The organism is Pseudomonas sp. SJZ074 (assembly GCF_007828215.1).
Classification (GTDB): domain Bacteria; phylum Pseudomonadota; class Gammaproteobacteria; order Pseudomonadales; family Pseudomonadaceae; genus Aquipseudomonas.
Map to the genome: position 1 here is coordinate 71,808 of NZ_VIUE01000005.1, position 18,484 is coordinate 90,291.

Sequence of the window (18,484 nt, forward strand, 5' to 3'; positions counted from 1 at the left end):
GACAAAAATGAGCGTAATCACCGACGATCAGTTCGTTATCCAAGCAGCAGCGGGCCTGGTGCGCGAAGACCTGTTTCCCATTCGCGAGGTTTCGCGACTCACGGGGGTGAATCCCGTGACCCTGCGCGCATGGGAGCGTCGTTACGGCCTGATCCAGCCGACACGTACCGAAAGCGGTCATCGCCTGTATTCCATGGGGGATATCGAGAAGGTACGCAGCATCCTTGCCTGGATCGAACGTGGGGTGGCTGTCAGTAAAATCGGCAAGATCCTGAGCAAGACCGAATCGTTGCAACCGGTTTCCGCATTGATTCCATCGGATCTGGTGAGGATTGACTACACACAATGGCAGCGCCAGATCGCGGTCGCAGTCGCCAACTTTGATGACGTAGAACTGGATCGCATCTATGGGCAGATTTTTTCCAGCTACGCGATATCGGTCGTGTTTCAGCGCATCCTGATGCCTCTCTGGCAACAACTGCTGCAACGGCAGCAAGAGTTCGGGCAGACCAGCGAATGGCTGTTTTTCGACGGATTCCTGCGCTCGCGTGTTTCCCAGCGGCTTTTGCTCAAGCGCGAGGACCGGTCGCGACGCGTGCTGGTCAGCGCCATTGCCGGACAGTGCCGTGAGCTGGAGTTGCTGGTGACGGCGTTATATGTGTCAAAGGCGGAAGTGGGAATCCGGTTGATGACCGTCGGCCAGCCGTTCGACGAACTGACCCTGGTATGCCAGAAGACTCAACCCGTGGCGTTGGTGCTGGTGTCCAACCATGCGCCGTTCGCCGAGTTGCCCAAGCGCCTGAACAGGTTGGCGATGAGCCTGGATTGCCCGTTGATGTTGGCCGGTGATGCCTCCGACCTGATGCAGGAATGCCTGGCAGGATCATCGATCGGTTGCCTGGGCAATGACGGAACAGTGATTCACCAGCGCTTGCGTCAGTTGCTGGCAGGTAACCTGGATACCTAGGGTAGATCATCCAGGCGTTCGAATTAAGCGTACGGACCGCTAGAGATGCATGGCCGGATGGGATAGGCGATGTTGCTGGAGGATGTACTGACGCAGGCGTTCGGTTTCGTCCTGGTCGTTCTGGTTCAAATGGTAGGCGTACAAGCCTTGGTCGGTTTCCCGTTCGAAGGTGCCTCGCAAGGAAATCCTTTCGTAGCCTGAAGGGCTGAACCACAGGATAAATTGCTTCGGTGGTTTGGTGCGGTTGCGGTTTTCCAGCAATACCCCCTTGCAAGACACCTCGTGAACCCACAAGGCCCCGGGCTGGCCCCTGGCATTTTCCAACGCCACCGGCTCTTCGAGGGTCAGGCGCCATGGGCGTACTTTCGGTCCGTCCTCGTAGATACTCGGCACACCCAGGCGCAGGTGCATCGTATGGAATTCATCTTCCACAAGGTGCAACGGGAAGGTCATCTGCTGGTTTTCGAAGTTGGCTTGCAGCGTGACCTGCTCGTTTGCCGCCAGGCGTGTCAGCAAGTCACGGATCTGCGACCCGCTATTGACCAGCAGGCTGGATGTCACATCTCGCTCATTCAATTGCGGGATGTGTTGCATGGTCCGGATAAAGTCCAACTCATCCTGAGTCAGAAGGGCGTCACGTTGCATGGTGTACTCGAAATGACTTTGCGTTTTCACTGGTGATTGTAGTGAATGACCGTTAATTCGTCGTTTTGTTTGCGCCGTTCGTCGCATCTAGCCGGGCAATCGTCGCACGGGCTTCGGCCAATTCCTTTTCCAGCTGGACGACGCGTTGCTGCGCCTTGACCTGGGCCGTCACGTCTTTTTGCACGCCCACGAAATAGGTGTGACCATCCGCCTCGTTTTTTACCGTGGACAGTGACAATTCATTCCAGAACGGCGTGCCGTCCTTGCGATAGTTGCGAAGGATTTCCCGACAAGCGCCGCCTTGATCCAGGGTCTGGCGAATTCGCTCCAGGGAGGGTTGATCGCGATCACCCGATTGGAGGAAACGGCAATCCTGATAAAGGATTTCATCGCGGTTATAACCGGTCAGCCGTTCGAAAGCCGGGTTGACGTAGATCAGAATGTTGTCTTCGCCTTCCTTTTCGGCGATGACGATTCCGTCATTGGAAGCATTTATCACCAGTTGCATCAGTTGCGCATTGATCATGGAACACGTCCTTTGTATAGCCCATGTAAGTGCCGCATTATTCGAATAACCTGATGAGATGTCTACTGGCCATTAGTGCTTGTCGAGCGTCAATCGTAGCTCTGCGGTTCAGCCTGCTACTATCACGCTTCTTTTTATTCAGGCTCAGGACCAGATTGATGAAAGTCGCCATCCTTTCCGGCTCGGTGTACGGCACCGCTGAAGAAGTCGCTCGACACGCCGCCAAGCTGCTCGGCGATGCAGGCTTCGAAACCCTGCATAACCCGCGAACAACCTTGGCCGATATTCAGGCATTCGGTCCGCAGGCCTTGTTGGCCGTGACATCCACTACCGGCATGGGCGAGTTGCCGGATAATCTGATTCCGCTGTATTCGACAATCCGCGATCAACTGCCGGCATTCTTTCGCGGCCTGCCCGGTGCGGTGATTGGCCTGGGGGATGCCAGTTATGGCGACACCTTCTGCGGCGGTGGCGAGCAGATGCGCGAGTTGTTCGCCGAGCTGGGTGTGCGCGAGGTGATCCCGATGTTGCGCCTGGATGCCAGCGAAAGCGTTACACCTGAAATCGATGCCGAACCCTGGTTGGGTGAGTTGATCGGCGCATTGCGTGGTTGATAGCGCGCGCGGGTTCCCCACGGGTGTCCCGCTCGGCCATTAACCTGGCTGCCAATGCAACTACCGTTTCGGTAAGGGCTGACTAGACTCACTTTCTTGTGCCAATACCTATAACGATAAGCCCGAGGTCAGAGCCGTGAGCATAGCGCCCATCCAATCGACACTCAGCATCAAGGATCAGGTCAGTGCCGCTGAATGGCAAACCCGTATAGATCTTGCCGCCTGCTACCGGCTGGTCGCGCTGCATGGTTGGGATGACCTGATTTTCACTCATATTTCTGCGAAGGTTCCCGGCACCGAAGACTTTCTGATCAACCCATTTGGACTGATGTTCCATGAAATAACCGCCTCGAGCCTGGTCAAGGTCGATCTGGCCGGCCACAAGCTGATGGACAGCCCTTACGAAATCAATCCGGCCGGCTACACCATTCACAGCGCGGTACACGAGACACGAGACGATGTCGCCTGTGTGCTGCACACCCATACCGCTGCCGGTGTGGCGGTCTCGGCCCAGAAACAGGGTGTATTGCCGATCAGCCAGCAGTCGTTGTTCGTGTTGTCGAGCCTCGCCTATCACGCTTATGAAGGCGTGGCCCTGAATCATGAAGAGAAGGCCCGCTTGCAGGCAGACCTGGGGGATCGCCACTTTCTGATGCTGCACAACCACGGGCTGCTGACATGCGCTGGCACCATCGCCGATACCTTCCTGATGATGTTTACCTTCCAGCGGGCCTGTGACATCCAGGTGTTGGCGCAGAACGGCGGGGCCGAGCTGATCCCCATCGAGCCGAACATACTGGCCGGTGCCCGGGCGATGATTGCCGGGGTCACCAAAAGCGCTCAGGGCATGGGCGGTGCGCTGGCCTGGCCGGCGTTGCTGCGCAAGCTCGACCAACAGAACCCGGGCTACAGACACTGATGCCGATGGTCCAGATTCCGCTGCGCATCTGGCGTCAGCGTGGCCAGACCTTCCTGTTCCGGGGCCACACCATCCGGTATTGGGTGGCGGGGCATGGTGAGCCGCTGCTGTTGATCCACGGTTTCCCCACCGCCAGTTGGGACTGGCATTACCTGTGGCAGCCGCTGGCACAGCGTTATCGCGTGATCGCTTGTGACATGCTCGGTTTTGGCGACTCCGCCAAGCCGACGAATCACGTCTACAGCCTGCTGGAGCAGGCGGATCTGCAGCAGGCATTGCTGGCTCATCTGCAGGAGCGGCAAGCGGTGCATATTCTGGCCCACGATTATGGTGACAGCGTGGCCCAGGAGCTGATCGCCCGACATTGTGAGGCGCGCATCGAGATCGCCAGTTGCGCGTTTCTCAATGGGGGCCTGTTTCCGGAAACCCATCGTCCGGTTCTGGCGCAGAAGTTGTTGCTCAGTCCGTTGGGCTGGCTGATGGGGCGTGCTTTTTCACGCGAAGGCCTGGCCAGGAATTTTCGACAGATCTTTGGTCCCTGGCGCGGTCCCAGCGAAAGCGAACTGGACGATTACTGGAGCCTGGTAAAAAAACACGACGGGCCACGGATCATGCACAAACTCATCCGCTACATTCCCGAGCGCCGCGTACATCGCGACCGCTGGGTCCAGGCGATGCAGCGCGGCGAGGTACCGCTGCGGGTGATCGACGGCGCATTCGATCCGATTTCCGGCGCGCACATGGTGGCGCGTTACGAGGCTCTGATCCCTAATGCGGATACGGTGCTGCTGCCCGATATCGGGCACTATCCACAGACCGAAGCCCCGGTGCAGGTGCTCAAGCATTACCTGGCATTTCGTGAAAAGCTCGCGGAGCCGGTGCGGCTGCGGGCCTCGGCGAAATGTCGGTGACCGTCATCGCGGGCAAGCCCGGCTCCCACCGCTGCCCGGATTGAACCTGAGATCTGCACCTACCGCCCATCCTCTGTGGGAGCGGGCTTGCTCGCCAAAGCGTTGGGTCAGCTTGCCTCGACGGTGGACCTGCCGCCGAACCCGGTTCGGGTGGAATCTGGTACCGCATCATCCCCTCACCTTATCGCCTACCATTCACTCTCAACCGTGTTGATTGTGACCGTCAGCCCCGTGCCTGACACTCAGGCTTTAAACCCTCGGTCTGCTGGAGTTCTGCCCATGAGTGAGTCTGTGCGCTTCGAAGATAAGGTGGTGATCGTTACGGGAGCCGGTGGTGGGCTGGGGCGGGCCCATGCGCTGCTGTTCGCCAGGCAAGGCGCCAAGGTGCTGGTCAATGACCTCGGCGGCTCTGCCCAGGGAGAAGGAGCCAATGCCTCGGCAGCGGATCGGGTAGTCGCCGAAATCCGCGAAGCCGGGGGCATTGCCGAGGCGAACCACGATTCCGTCACCGACGGCGACAAGCTTGTGCAAAACGCCCTCGACGCGTTTGGTCGGGTCGATGTCGTGGTGAACAACGCCGGTATCCTGCGGGACAAGACCTTCCACAAAATGGACGACGCCGATTGGGACCTGGTCTACCGCGTCCACGTCGAGGGCGCGTACAAAGTCACCCGTGCCGCCTGGCCGCACCTGCGTGAGCAAAACTATGGCCGGGTGATCTTCACGGCCTCCACCTCCGGCATCTACGGCAACTTCGGCCAATCCAACTACGGCATGGCCAAGCTCGGCCTTTATGGCCTGACGCGTACCCTGGCCATCGAAGGTCGCAAGAACAATATCCTGGTCAACGCCATCGCCCCCACCGGCGGCACGCGCATGACCGAAGGCCTGATGCCGCCGCAGGTGTTCGAGCAACTCAAGCCCGAGCTCGTCAGCCCGCTGGTGGTGTACCTGGCCAGCGAAGCCTGCCAGGAAACCTCCGGATTGTTCGAAGTGGGCGGCGGCTGGATGGGCAAGGTCCGTTGGGAGCGCAGCCTCGGTGTCGGATTCGACCCAAGCAAGGGCTTCGCGCCCGAAGACGTTGCTGCCCATTGGCAGCAGATCTGCGATTTCGACAACGCCGTGCATCCCAATGACAACCTGGAAGCGTTGAAGGAAATGATGGCGAACATGCAGCGTTACGCCGTGTAACCTTTATTGCCCGGGCCGGTTGTCGTTGCCGACGATAACCGTGCTCAGGGACAGTATTTCTTCACCAAGGCTGCCAGGTTCGCCGCTGTCTCGATGTCCATCACCCCATCATGTTTCGCCGGCCGGAAGTGCAACTGGAAGGCGCGTACCAAACGCTGGAAACCCGCGCTCGTCGTGGCCGCTGTCGTGTCATACCCATATTTCCGGAACAGCCCCAACAGATGTTCCCGTGTTGGCACGCCCGCGCACCGGTAGGCCTGCATGAAAGACTGCTGCGTGCAGTCATCGAACCATGCGCCGATGCCTTTCAGATACAACGCGTGCCAGGGGAACATCGGCCCCGGGTCACTCTTGCGCCCGGCGGCGATGTCCGAATGCGCCACGACATTGACCGGAGTGATCTCGGGATAGCGCCGAAGTATGTCGAGGGCCAACTGTTCCACTGCTTCGATTTGCTGCGGCGAGTAAGGCGGGAAGGTGAATGTCCCCTGGTGGTCAGCGGCCAGATTGACAATTTCGACTCCAATGGACGTGTCGTTCAAATTGCTGCGATTGCCCCAACTGCTCACCCCTGCGTGCCAGGCTCGTTTGTTTTCGTCCACCAGATTGAAAATCTGCGGCTCGTTGAAACCTGCCTTCAAATAGCTTGGGTCAGTGAAGTCCGGAATCAGGTAATGGGCACTGGCGGAGGCACCGGTGAGTGCGTTGACGGAAGATGAAAAGTTAGCCGCGGTGTAATGGAAAACCAGGAAGCGAACTCGGCTGTTAAAACCTTTTTTTGATCGATAGCTGTTGTAGTTGATTGACGTCATAAAGAACTCGCTAAAGTTTAAAATCGAAGCAGAATGCTGCGACTGACTTTCAGCGTATCAGTGGATTTTTCATGGGCTTGTAGTGGAGTTCTTACATTGTTGTAGGAATAGGCGTTTGGGTGTTTGGGAATTGATCGTTAATGGAAACAGGATGTATGGGCTATTTTTCTTATGACGAACTCTGACAGTGATGCAGGAGCGAAAAAATTTCAGTTAGGGATAAGCCGGTATGATAAAACAGCAGTTTAAGCGCGACGATGCTTATGCTGATGAAATAATCGCCACGATGATGCAAGCAATCCCTCAAGTGACCGACATTACCCATAAGGCGGGTTCCATCAGGTATATACTTATCCTGCGCGGCTCAACATCCAGGCAAAGCGCTCGGTGGACCATTCTTTGCGGTCTGACACCTGGCCGTCACCCAGCTCGATCACCCGCAGTACACCGTCCGATCTGAGCACTACGTCTATTGAGAAAAAAGGACTGTCGATCAGCCGCGCGCATTCGATCACCAACTCAGGCACCTCGTCGGTGACGCCATAGGCCTGCCCGTGGAGCACAAAGTAACGACGTTCGGTTTCTTCGAGGTATTCTTCTCGTCGTCTGACGCATATACCGCCTTCAATCTGGCCACGATATTGGCGCATCTTTTCAACAAGCGGCGCTATACCTTCGGGAGTGTTCACCAGACTGCCATTACCCGTGTTAAGCGACTTTACGTAATCCTTGATGAAGTAGCCTGGCCATTGCAGGCCCTCGAGCGCCTGAGTGAAGTTTGCATCGCTATCCAGCACCACCGTTTCACTTGTGTGAGCGACCAACAGCGGATACCACTGCGGCAAATGATGACAGAGTCGATATTGCCTGGCGTCGGTCACTCCAATGACGCCCTTTTCGCGCAGTTGGTTAAGCAAAGCGGCATACGCGTTGGGTCTCAGCATCCATCCACGATATAAAACCGAGTCTCCGGGCATGAGGGGCGCAGAAGTCCTGAAAAGACCTGCTTCGAAATCTTCAAAAGAGAACAGCACAGTCCTCAGTCCTGCGATCATTACCGCTTCGTACTCTTCAGCGTACTGCTCATCGGGACGTTCTTTATCAAATGGGTCGCTAGGATAGATGAGGTGCATAATGCTTTTACCGATGAGAAGTGGAGGGTCAAATGCTGCTGGACTCGACACATCACGATGCGGAGTCAAGAGAGCCTGCTGCCGATTATTCAGTAGCAGGTCGTTTAAGTATCTGGAAGGTCAGAGTTGCTTGAATCCCGGTTTGCCGTTGGCGGCGCGCCAAACTTTTACCTTTGCTACTATTTGTTCAGGGCTGTTATGACCGTCTTCTGGATAATAAATTAGATCTGAACCGGAAGGGTGCTCTGAAATTTTTTCAAACTCCATAATCGCGGCTATGTGGGCCGAATCTGATGGATAATCTACATCGCAAATTTTTTTCACAAAGGCGAGAAATTCTGATTCTGTCATTGTTAGTTTGGTCATTGTTTGTGCTCTCGATGTATTTCGATATGGCGTTTTGGGGTCATTAGATTAATGTTGTCAAGGTCATAAATTTCCTCTCCGTGGGAGATATATTTTATGTGGTGCAACTCATAAGTATACCGCCTGCCAATGCGTTCATTCTTATTAACAATTGCCGCCAACCCTCTCTTCATTCGTCCTAGATTGTACCGGTCAAAATGTTGCGAAAGTATAGGATCCCCAGCAGCAGCCTTCCAAAAACTCTCCCGAAACTTCCTGAATCTCCTAAACTTCTTCCCCCTCAATTGATCCGCAATCTGCGACGGAATGGGTGCTCCTTCACCTTTTGATGCAGCGTCCGTCCACACGCCTGAAATCGGGGTACCCGATCCCAGCGCAATCCCAGGGTCTTCACGTCGATCCCTGAACATGACGTACAGGGGTGGCAGGCCTGAGTCGATGGGGAAAACGAAAACATAATCATTGAAACTGTTTAGGGATATCTCAGGGAATGGATCGATTCTCCCCACTACGGGTGTTACCGATGCGCCTGTATAAGCAGGTGGGCCGGGTGGTTCGGCTGGAAATGCAGTGGAACTGTTTCCGGGTTGAACGACCGGTGTCCACGTCAAGGATCTGGGTGGGGTGTCTTCAGTTGTAGCGGTGTAGAGGTTCTGTTGTGCGTTGTAGGTAACCGGTAGCACTCGGACTTTCGACGGGTGGGTTACACCGTCAGTGTTGATCACGAGGATTTCTGACTGACCATCCGCCGTCGCTTGGGAGGTGAGGCGTACAGGTAAGTCAACGGTCCCGCCGGCCGCCGCGATGGCGTGTAAATCGTGGTGTTGTGTCGGTGCGAGGTCTGAGAGTGGTGTACTTAAAGCATACCGTTCCGGTAATTCACCGTTCGCCAACTTGGGTGAATAGAGCAATGCCGCAAACCCTGCGACAGCGGGTACCGCGGTCGCCGCAATGGTTTCGCTGATTGCCGTGACGGCAACGCGTAGCGCAGCGGTGATTGCCGAGGTGGTTGTCGGGTTGGCGGCGAGACTTGCTCCCGCGACGCTGAACGCTGGGCCGGCGACAGCGACGGAGCCCGATAGGCGAAATGCCTGAGCAGCCGTGGCCGTTCTACGTGTCGTTTGAGTTTCGGCCTGAAGCCGGGCCGCTTTCGCGGCAAGCCGTCTGCGTCTGGCGTTGCGTTTGGCCTCAGCCCTGGCTGCCTTGCGGGCTTTTATAGTGGCCGTGCGTTCTTTGTCAGCCAGGGCTTTTGCTTGGGCGACGGCTTCAGCCGCGACCTTGAGTTGTTCTTCTACCGCCAACCGTGCCTGTTCTTCTGCAACCCGTTTGGCCTCAGCTTCGGCTGTTTTGCGAGCCAGTTCTTCGGCCATTCGTTTTGCGTCGGCTTGGGCTTTCGCCTGGGCGGCGGCTTTTTCAGCCGCAGCCTTGCGTTGCGCCTCTGCCTCCAGCCGCGCTCGCTCTTCGGCCACACGTTTAGCCTCGGCCTGGACCTTTGCTTGAGCAGCGGCGGCTTTAGCTTTGGCATCGGCAATGGTCTTATTCTGTGTAGCGATGCGAGCATTCAGCAGTTTCATTTGCTCAGCCAGGAACTTCGCATGGTAAGCAGCGGCATAAGAAGCGTTCCATTGTTCTGCAGCTTTGATGTAGTCTTTTTCCGAAATGCGAAATGGGACATCGAATCCTTTCATATAAGGATCCCGTCCTTTATGAGTCAGCGGGTCGTGACCATAAAAAAGATTGGCGGTTGTTCTTTGCTTTTGGTGATCAGTTGTTATGTTGGACAGCAGAAGACCCAGCGCATTTAACTCTAGGACGAGGGCATCGGTTCCCTCCTTGGCAGTAGCGCGAACATACGCTTTTGTGTTTGCGAGTTCGGTATCGGTTATGCGGACGATGTTTTTTATATTTTCTTTGTAGGTTGTTTCGGTATAAAGGTTGCCCTCGATTACCCAGTCTGTGGCTATATCAATTCCATCACGTCCAAGATCTGCGTTAATTGTGATTGTTGAGTGGTCCCAGTTACTGCCGAAGCCATTGTTTGAAAGAGAGGGCGTGCGAGGTATTCCTCTATTGACCAGTATATTTTTTTCTTCCAGCATCTCGATTTCCTTTTCGAGCTGAATGTTCAAATAGACATGTCGGCATGCAATATTTGCCGTCATTCATGCCTATTGATGTCGTCGCCATCCAAGTCGACGAAAAAGACTATAAATTTGATCTTGCAAACCGGGCAGGTGAGCGTTTCCGACGGTGTTGTAGGAAACAAGAAGTTTTACCCAGGAAATAAACCCACATAAAAAAAGCCGCTGCAAAAAGCAGCGGCCTAAACATGACGTTGCAAAGGAGCCACAAACCAACGTCGATAAACACGGGATGATGGACCGATACGCAATCCATCCGAATGACGGTGTGCCAGGCGTGAGGGATGCCATGGCGGGGGCTTGCAGGCCCGTTACCCTGGAAGCCCGGCCAGCATAGGGATCGGGCGCATCGGGAAACAGACCGGATCCGGACATGCACTGTTACGGCGCGCGCAACAGTCGAAACGAGGCGCCGAACATGCATAGCACTGATGGGCCACTATCCAGCCCATTCATGGCGTGTGCAAAGCCCCGTCCTGTGCGGGCGCTAATCCTTTCGAGCGACAGCGTGAATACCTCCTTGGTGCGCTTATCGCCCATGACCGGCGGCAGTAGGGTGAAGTCTCTGTCACTCATCGGGGAAGACGCATGACAACAATAACAATGCGCGCCATCTTCAAGCCGCAGGCGCTGGCCGTTGCGGTGGCCTTGGGTTGCTGTGCCCAGGCCCAGGCCGTCTCATTCAACATTGGCGAGATCGAGGGTCAGTTCGACTCCTCGCTGTCCGTGGGCGCGAGCTGGGGCATGAGCGATGCCGACAAGGATTTGATCGGCACGGTCAACGGCGGCAGGGGCCAGTCTTCCACCGGTGATGATGGGCGGCTGAATTTCAAGAAGGGCGAGACGTTCTCGAAAATCTTCAAAGGGCTGCACGACCTCGAACTCAAGTACGGTGATACCGGCGTGTTCGTGCGTGGCAAGTACTGGTATGACTTCGAGCTGAAGGACGAAAGCCGTCCGTTCAAGGACATCAGTGACAGCAATCGCAAGGAAGGTGCCAAGTCTTCCGGTGCGGAGCTTCTCGACGCCTTCGTCTATCACAACTATTCCATTGCCGATCTGCCGGGCACCGTGCGCGCCGGCAAGCAGGTGGTCAGTTGGGGCGAGAGTACCTTCATCGGTAACTCCATCAACAGCATCAACCCGGTGGACGTGTCCGCGTTCCGCCGTCCGGGTGCCGAGATCAAGGAAGGCCTGATCCCGGTGAACATGCTGTTCGCCTCCCAGGGCCTGACCGACAAGCTCACCATCGAGGGTTTCTACCAGCTTGAGTGGGACCAGACGGTGGTCGATAACTGCGGCACGTTCTTTGGCAATGACGTGGTGGCGGATGGTTGCACCAGCGGCTATACCGTGGGCAGCCCGGCTATCGCGCCGTTCGTACCGCTGACCCAGGCGTTCGGCCAGGGTATCGAAGTAACCAGCGAAGGGGTGGTCGTTCCTCGGGGCGGTGACCGTGACGCCCGTGACTCCGGCCAATGGGGCACGGCGTTGCGCTGGCTCGGCGATGACACCGAATACGGCCTGTACTTCATGAATTATCACAGTCGCACGCCTACTGTCGGTACCACGACGGCGGGCGCCTCCACTCTGGCGGCTTTGCCGGGAATGATTGCGATTGCCAACGGCCTGTCTCCAGGCAGCGGTGCCGGCCTGGCCCAAAGCGTCATGCTCGGCCGCGGTCAGTATTACCTCGAATACCCCGAGGACATCCGCCTGTACGGCGCCAGCTTCTCCACCACGCTGCCCACCGGCACCGCATGGACCGGTGAAATCAGCTATCGCCCCAACGCTCCGGTACAGCTCAATACCAACGACCTGACCCTGGCCTTGCTCAACCCGATTGCCGGCGGCGCAGCTTCACCTATAGCAACCAGGGCGGGCGCCGACAACACCGGCTACCGCCGCAAGGAAATCACCCAGATCCAGAGCACCATGACCCACTTCTTCGACCAGGTATTGGGCGCCGATCGCCTGACCCTGGTAGGCGAGGCGGCGGTGGTACATGTCGGCGGGCTGGAGTCCAAGGACAAGCTGCGTTACGGCCGCGATTCGGTCTACGGCCAATACGGCTTCAACGGTGACACCGATGGCTTCGTCACCTCCACCTCATGGGGCTATCGCGCCCGGGCGATCCTCGACTATTCCAACGTCGTTGCCGGCATCAACTTCAAACCCAACCTGTCCTGGTCCCATGACGTGGCCGGCTACGGTCCCAACGGCCTGTTCAACGAAGGTGCCAAGGCCGTCAGCCTCGGCGTCGATGCTGACTACCGCAACACCTACACCGCCAGCCTGAGCTACACCGACTTTTTCGGCGGCGATTACAACGTCCTCAAGGATCGCGACTTCCTCGCGTTGAGCTTCGGCGTGAACTTCTGATCTGGCTGACAAGGAAAACCCTATGCGCAAGATGATCCTGCAATGCGGTGCCCTGGCTTTGAGCCTGCTGGCCGCAAACGTGATGGCGGCGGTTTCGCCGGACGAGGCGAACAAACTGGGCACCAGCCTGACGCCGCTGGGCGCGGAGAAAGCCGGTAACGCCGATGGTTCGATCCCGGCCTGGACCGGTGGTATCCCGAAAAACGCCGGTGCCGTGGACAGCAAAGGCTTTCTGGCGGATCCGTTCGCCAATGAGAAGCCGTTGTTCATCATCACCGCCGCGACGGTGGACAAGTACAAGGACAAGCTTTCCGAAGGCCAGGTGGCGATGTTCAAGCGCTACCCGGAAACCTACAAGATCCCGGTCTATCCGACCCATCGCAGCGTAGGGCTGCCGCCGGAAATCTACGAATCGGCCAAGCGCAGTGCGCTCAATGTCACGGCGATCAACGACGGTAACGGCCTGGCCAATTTCACCGGCAACCGCTACTACGCGTTTCCGATTCCCAAGAACGGGGTGGAAGTCATCTGGAACCACATCACCCGTTATCACGGTGGCAACCTGCGGCGCATCATCACCCAGGCCACACCGCAGACCAACGGCAGCTTCACGCCGATCCGTTTCGAAGAGGAAGCTGCTGTGCCGGCCCTGATCAAGGACGCCGACCCGGAAAAAGCCAGCAACGTGCTGACCTATTTCAAGCAGGAAGTCACCGCCCCAGCACGCCTGGCCGGCAACGTGCTGCTGGTGCATGAAACCCTCGATCAGGTGAAGGAGCCACGCCTGGCCTGGATCTACAACGCCGGCCAGCGCCGTGTGCGCCGCGCCCCGCAGGTGGCCTACGACGGCCCGGGCACCGCCGCCGACGGGTTGCGTACTTCCGACAACTTCGACCTGTTCTCTGGTGCACCGGACCGCTACGACTGGCAGCTGGTCGGCAAGAAGGAAATGTACATTCCGTACAACAGCTACAAGCTCGATTCACCGAGCCTCAAGTACGACGACGTGATCAAGGCTGGCCACATCAACCAGGACCTGACCCGCTACGAGTTGCACCGGGTCTGGGAAGTGATCGGTACGGTCAAGCCCAACGAGCGGCACATCTATGCCAAGCGCCACATGTATTTCGACGAAGACAGCTGGCAGGCGGCGCTGGTGGATCACTACGACGGCCGTGGCCAGTTGTGGCGTGTGGCCGAAGGGCATGCGCAGTTTTACTACGACCACCAGAACCCCGCCTACACCCTCGAGACGCTCTACGACATCATCGCCGGCCGCTACATTGCGCTGGGCATGAAGAACGAAGAGAAGCACAGCTATGAGTATGGTTTCGAGGCCAGGGCAGCCGACTACACGCCGGCGGCGCTACGTTCGAGTGGGGTTCGTTAAGCCTCGGTGGTCTTCTGATTGTGGCGAGGGGATTTATCTGTGGCTAGGGGATTTATCCCCTCGCCACAAGGGTACCCCTCCGGTCGTTTCCTTATGGGCCGCGATCAGCGCGCTGAATACTTCTCCAAAGGTCGGTGACACAGGACTAGGGTGATGAGACAACAATAAAAAGGACCCTCACACATGACCGCCATGACCCCGTGTCCGGACCGTCCTGGATTGCTGCCGCGCCTGTCTTCGACGCATGTGCCGCGCCGGTCTCTGAGCGAGCCCTTGCTCACGTCCGAAGCACGGATAAAGCTGCTCTGCGCGCCGGCGGGCAGTGGCAAGAGTGCGCTGTTCGCCGAGTGTTTCCTGCAGGCTCCCGCTGGATCTCGGTTGCATTGGTTGCCGCTGGGGGGCGCGGCGCTGGACGCGAAGCAGATGTGCGAGCAATTGGCGCAGACCCTCGGGTTGCCGGTGCTGGAGGAGGCGGCGCTGTTGTCCCATCTGGCGCGCTTGCAAACGCCGACCTGGCTGTTCCTGGATGATTATTGCCGGGTACCCAATCCCGAGCTGGACCAGTTTCTCGACCGTCTGCTGAACGCCAGCAGCCCGGCGCTGCACCTGTGGCTCAATGGCCGTCGGCGTCCACACTGTAACTGGTTGCGCTTGTTGCTCGATGACGAACTGCACGAATTCGACGCGAAGGCGCTGGTGTTCAGCCTTGACGATATCCAACCGTTGCTCGGTCATCTTCCCGGTCCTCTGGCGGCCCGTACGGCCCGCGAGGTGATACAGCGCAGCGGTGGCTGGTGCGCGGGCGTGCGCATCGCCTTGCTTGAGCGTTGCGAGTGGGCACGCCGCCACGCATCGACGGGACGCCCCGGCACCTTGCTTGATTACCTCGAACACGAGTTGTTCAGCGCGCTGACCCCGGACCTGGCACAGGCCTGGCGCGTGCTGGCCCATCTGCCGCGATTCAATGCGCGGCTGTGCGAGCATTTGTTCGGTGACACGGTGGGGGCGGAATGTCTTCCCTTGTTGTTGGACCTGGGGTGCTTTATCGAGCCGTGGGAACAGTCTTCGGACTGGTTGCAGATATTCCCGGCCCTGGCCCGGCTGGTGCGTGAGGAGCCGTGGCCGCAAGGGCGCTCCTGGCATCGACGGGCCTGCCAGTGGTTCGCGGCCGAGCAGGATTGGCCCATGGCGTTCGAGCAGGCAATGCTGGCTGAAGAGTTCGAAACCGCCGTCAGCCTCTTGCAACACCTGAATTTCGAGCACGTCTTGCAGCGTCGCACCGTGGTGCTGTTACTGGACTTGCATGATCGACAGGGTGAAGCGCTGACGCTGGGTACGCCGCAATCGGTGGGTTTGGTTACCGCCGCGCTGCTGTTCGCCGGACGCTTCGACCAGGCATCGGCGTGTATCGAACAACTGGCCAGGTTTGCGCCCCAGCCCAAGGCGTGCCAGCAGCGCCAATTGGTCGCGCGGTGGCAGGTCCTCAGTGGCTGGCTATGGCACCTGGCAGGTGAGGGGGATCAGGCGAACGAACATTTTCTGCAAGCCCAGAGCAGCCTGGATCCGGAGGCCTGGGCTTCACGGCTGCTGTGCCAGTCGGGACTGACACAGCAGGCGTTGCTCAAGGGCGAGTTGGCGTCGGCCCAGTGGATCAATCGCCAGGCGCTGTGCCTGGCGCGTGCACAAGGCTCGCTGGTGTTCGAGGGGTTATTGGAGCTGGATCACGCCCAATTGCTGGAGCAACGCGGCGCGCCCCATCGGGCCGACCATTTGCTGAGCGAGATCCAGGCGTTGCTCGAAAAGCCAGGTCAGGACTTTTCCCCGTTGCTGGGACGCATTGCCCTGCGACGTGGGCGCCTGGCATTGCGCATGGGTTTTGAAGAGCAGGCAGCGGAGCAGTTTCAAGCGGGCCTGGAAACGAGCTTGCACAGCCAGGACAAACAAGTGCTCTATGGCTTTCTCGGCAAGGCCAGCCTGGCCGCCAACCAGGGCGACTACGGTGAGGCGTTCGTGCAACTTCGAGAAGCCGAGCGGGTCATGCAGCAGCGGCATATTCCCGATACCGTGTACCGTGGCGTATTGCTGCAGACCAGTTGCCAGTTCTGGTTGCAGCAAGGCCGCCCGGAGCTGGCCCATGAAGCGTTGACCCGCGTCTTGCGGCATTTTCGCGGCCCACAGGCCAAACACGCGCCGCCAGCGACTCTGGAGTTGATTCCGCGGCTTGAATACTTACAGGTATTGGCCGAGGTCTACCTGCAGCGGGGGCAGGATCCGCAGGCCCGACTGCAGGTCATGATTGCCCAGGCGCAGTGCTGTGGCATGCACGGGCTGGAAACCGAGCTGCATTTGGCGTTGGCCGAAGTCGTCTGGCTGTCCGGCGATCATTCCCAGGCCCGTGTTCTGATGCAAGAAGGCCTTGAGCGAGTCGCCTGTTGGCGCGCCCAGCAAGCCTTGTGCGAGCTGCGCTTGCGCCAGCCGGAACTGTTGCGTTGGGCGCAGTCGGTGGAGCCCGTCGGACAGCCGGCTGTCATTGCTGAAGGAGCCTTGCTCAGCCAGCGAGAGTTGGAAGTCCTGGAGCTGATTGCCCAAGGTCATTCCAATCAGCAAATTGCCGAGCGGTTGTTCATTTCACTGCACACGGTCAAAACCCATGCGCGGCGGATACATAGCAAATTGGGCGTGCAGCGACGTACCCAGGCGGTGGCGAAGGCCAAGGTCATGGGCGTTATGGGTTAGGCTCTGTACGAAAAGCCTAGTATTACAAGTCCGGTTTTTTCGATCAGGACACTGTTCTGAGATAACTGTTTGCAAGTCTTCACGCACGCTTACATTTGCCTTTTCGCGATAAACGCGAGCCCTGGTGTATAACGACCCTGTTGAAGTTACGCGGGGTTGTTCTACTCGCTCGCTTTATCAACTGAGCCCGGCCTGGGCGAATATCAATAATGGATCGAACAGGAAGTTCGAACAAAATGACAAGACAAGGATGCTTATGAATCTGCAGCTGTTTTCCTCTCACTCTGAAAGGCTTCTCGCGCTCAAAAAAACCCGTGTGGACTTTGCCGTGCGGGTACTGTTGGGCCTGGCTCTGGAGGCCCGAGGAATCAATCCCCATGCCAACTACTTGACAACATTGGTCGATGTTTCGAGCGCAAAGGTCCACTCTTCCGAGACCTTGTTCGATGTCGCGCTGGGTTGCGTCGCAGAACAAGTATTGCCTCATTACACGCAAGGGCTCAGCAATGTGTTCAGCAAGCGTTATTCCTTCGCCGACGAGGACCGGACAAAGACTCTGGATCTGATCGAGTTTGAACGCATTGTCATGGAGATCGTGACCGGCCTTGCCGAAAACCCCTCAATGGATCTGTCTTGGCGCACGATCAAGCCGCTGACGATTGAAGATCTTCAGCAGGCGTTGAACAGGCATCTGCCCGGCGTGGATCTCGATGAAGTCTACGTCACCAGTTTTGTCATCCACGGCTTTGGCGAACGGGTGGTGTCGTCCTCTCAAAATCTGGCTGCATATCTACTGGGCCATTTCGAACAGGATGAAATTCCTTACCACTCGAACGGCAGTCACCAGACGATTCATGCTGTCGCCTTCAGTGGGCCCGACGAACATTTGCATCCTTGGCTGACCACCGCGCATATCAATGACTTACTGATCCGGATGGTTCCGGACTTGCTGGGCTGATCCCGGGCCGGACTCATACCCCATCCGCCAACTCACGGCCCGGGTCGCCGCCAACAGTCGTTGGGCCGCCGGGCCATTCTCATCGGCATGGAACAATGAGGTCGGGCCGACGATGGTCATGACGGCCGTTATCTGGCCGACGGCATTGAAGACCGGCGCGGAAAGGGCGTCCACGCCCGGCATCAGCAAGCCATGTACGTGGTGCAGTCCCCGACCGCGGATCTGCTCGCACAAGGAGGCATAGGTGCGGTCGTCGGCCAGCGCATGATTGCCGATGCCTGCTACTTCCTGTTCGCGCAACCCGATGGTTTCGCGTTCCGGCAGATAGGCGCTGAACACCAGTCCGGTGGAGGAACTGAGCAGCGGTAACACCGAACCCAGTTGCGTCACCACGGTCACGGCGCGCACGGCGGGTTCGATCCGTACCACGGTCGCGCCGTGATTGCCCCACACCGCCAGGAAACAGGTTTCGTTCAAGTCGTCCCGCAGCTCCGCCAGGGGCAGGGCGGCCACTTGCAGCACGTCCATGCCGTTCAGCGCCGCCAGGCCCACCCGCAAGGCTTCGCGCCCCAGGCCGTAATGGTTGGTGGCGGTGTTCTGTTCGGCGAACCCACTGGCAATCAAGGCCTGCAGGTATCGATGAACCTTGCTCGCCGGCATCTGCACGTGTTCGGCCAGGCGCGACAGCGACGTGGAGGGGGAGAGTTCGGCCAGGGCCTTGAGAATGTCGGTGCCGACTTCGGCCGAGCGGACTTTCTGTTTACCGTTATTGAGCGGGGTTTCCATGGGGGCG

General features: G+C 58.0%; 16 protein-coding genes. 9 read left to right on the top strand and 7 right to left on the bottom strand.

Annotation, left to right across the window (positions count from 1 at the left end):
• Nucleotides 1-7 precede the first annotated feature (7 nt).
• The gene (locus tag FBX99_RS08300; RefSeq protein WP_145131207.1) at nt 8-967 is read left to right on the top strand and encodes a MerR family transcriptional regulator; all 960 of its coding nucleotides are present in this window, start codon (nt 8-10) and stop codon (nt 965-967) included.
• Nucleotides 968-1,006: 39 nt separating this feature from the next.
• On the opposite strand, the gene FBX99_RS08305 is transcribed toward FBX99_RS08300, so the two are convergent.
• On the bottom strand, nt 1,007-1,612 hold the full coding sequence (locus tag FBX99_RS08305; protein ID WP_144922899.1) for a hypothetical protein: 606 nt from the start codon (nt 1,610-1,612) through the stop codon (nt 1,007-1,009).
• Between the two features lie 52 nt (nt 1,613-1,664).
• Nucleotides 1,665-2,138 carry a PAS domain-containing protein gene (locus FBX99_RS08310; protein WP_144922902.1) on the bottom strand — a complete coding sequence of 158 codons (474 nt, stop codon included), beginning with the start codon at nt 2,136-2,138 and terminating at the stop codon, nt 1,665-1,667.
• Nucleotides 2,139-2,296: 158 nt separating this feature from the next.
• On the opposite strand from FBX99_RS08310, the gene FBX99_RS08315 reads away from it, so the two are divergent.
• From FBX99_RS08315 to FBX99_RS08330, 4 genes are all read left to right on the top strand, one after another.
• Complete coding sequence (locus FBX99_RS08315) at nt 2,297-2,752, top strand: flavodoxin (protein ID WP_145131209.1); 456 nt, start codon at nt 2,297-2,299, stop codon at nt 2,750-2,752.
• A 136-nt stretch (nt 2,753-2,888) separates the two neighbouring features.
• The gene (locus FBX99_RS08320) at nt 2,889-3,671 is read left to right on the top strand and encodes a class II aldolase/adducin family protein (protein WP_144922907.1); all 783 of its coding nucleotides are present in this window, start codon (nt 2,889-2,891) and stop codon (nt 3,669-3,671) included.
• Nucleotides 3,671-4,582 carry an alpha/beta fold hydrolase gene (locus FBX99_RS08325; protein ID WP_144922911.1) on the top strand — a complete coding sequence of 304 codons (912 nt, stop codon included), beginning with the start codon at nt 3,671-3,673 and terminating at the stop codon, nt 4,580-4,582. The genes FBX99_RS08320 and FBX99_RS08325 overlap by 1 nt, the downstream gene beginning before the upstream one ends.
• 279 nt (nt 4,583-4,861) lie before the next feature.
• Nucleotides 4,862-5,773, top strand: a complete 912-nt coding sequence (locus FBX99_RS08330; protein WP_145131211.1) for an SDR family oxidoreductase — start codon at nt 4,862-4,864, stop codon at nt 5,771-5,773.
• A 44-nt stretch (nt 5,774-5,817) separates the two neighbouring features.
• Here FBX99_RS08330 and FBX99_RS08335 read toward each other — a convergent pair whose 3' ends face one another.
• The 4 genes from FBX99_RS08335 to FBX99_RS29370 form a co-directional block, all read right to left on the bottom strand.
• On the bottom strand, nt 5,818-6,585 hold the full coding sequence (locus tag FBX99_RS08335; protein ID WP_145131213.1) for an N-acetylmuramoyl-L-alanine amidase: 768 nt from the start codon (nt 6,583-6,585) through the stop codon (nt 5,818-5,820).
• Nucleotides 6,586-6,935: 350 nt separating this feature from the next.
• Entirely contained in the window at nt 6,936-7,718 is a 783-nt protein-coding gene (locus FBX99_RS08340; protein ID WP_144922919.1) for an ATP-grasp domain-containing protein, read from the bottom strand.
• Between the two features lie 120 nt (nt 7,719-7,838).
• A complete protein-coding gene (locus FBX99_RS08345) occupies nt 7,839-8,084 on the bottom strand; it encodes a bacteriocin immunity protein (RefSeq protein ID WP_144922922.1) in 246 nt (81 codons plus the stop codon).
• Complete coding sequence (locus FBX99_RS29370; protein WP_145131215.1) at nt 8,081-10,246, bottom strand: S-type pyocin domain-containing protein; 2,166 nt, start codon at nt 10,244-10,246, stop codon at nt 8,081-8,083. Before FBX99_RS29370 ends, FBX99_RS08345 begins: the two co-directional genes overlap by 4 nt.
• A 567-nt stretch (nt 10,247-10,813) precedes the next feature.
• Here FBX99_RS29370 and FBX99_RS08360 point away from each other — a divergent pair.
• The 4 genes from FBX99_RS08360 (at nt 10,814) to FBX99_RS08375 (ending at nt 17,691) form a co-directional block, all read left to right on the top strand.
• On the top strand, nt 10,814-12,607 hold the full coding sequence (locus tag FBX99_RS08360) for a DUF1302 domain-containing protein (protein WP_145131217.1): 1,794 nt from the start codon (nt 10,814-10,816) through the stop codon (nt 12,605-12,607).
• Nucleotides 12,608-12,629: 22 nt separating this feature from the next.
• Nucleotides 12,630-13,997: a DUF1329 domain-containing protein gene (locus tag FBX99_RS08365; protein WP_144922933.1), complete on the top strand. Its 1,368-nt coding sequence runs from the start codon at nt 12,630-12,632 to the stop codon at nt 13,995-13,997.
• Nucleotides 13,998-14,180: 183 nt separating this feature from the next.
• On the top strand, nt 14,181-16,733 hold the full coding sequence (locus tag FBX99_RS08370; RefSeq protein WP_145131219.1) for a LuxR C-terminal-related transcriptional regulator: 2,553 nt from the start codon (nt 14,181-14,183) through the stop codon (nt 16,731-16,733).
• 256 nt (nt 16,734-16,989) lie between these two features.
• On the top strand, nt 16,990-17,691 hold the full coding sequence (locus FBX99_RS08375; RefSeq protein ID WP_144922939.1) for a hypothetical protein: 702 nt from the start codon (nt 16,990-16,992) through the stop codon (nt 17,689-17,691).
• On the opposite strand, the gene FBX99_RS08380 is transcribed toward FBX99_RS08375, so the two are convergent.
• Complete coding sequence (locus FBX99_RS08380; protein WP_144922942.1) at nt 17,656-18,477, bottom strand: IclR family transcriptional regulator; 822 nt, start codon at nt 18,475-18,477, stop codon at nt 17,656-17,658. The genes FBX99_RS08375 and FBX99_RS08380 overlap by 36 nt on opposite strands.
• Nucleotides 18,478-18,484 lie beyond the last annotated feature (7 nt).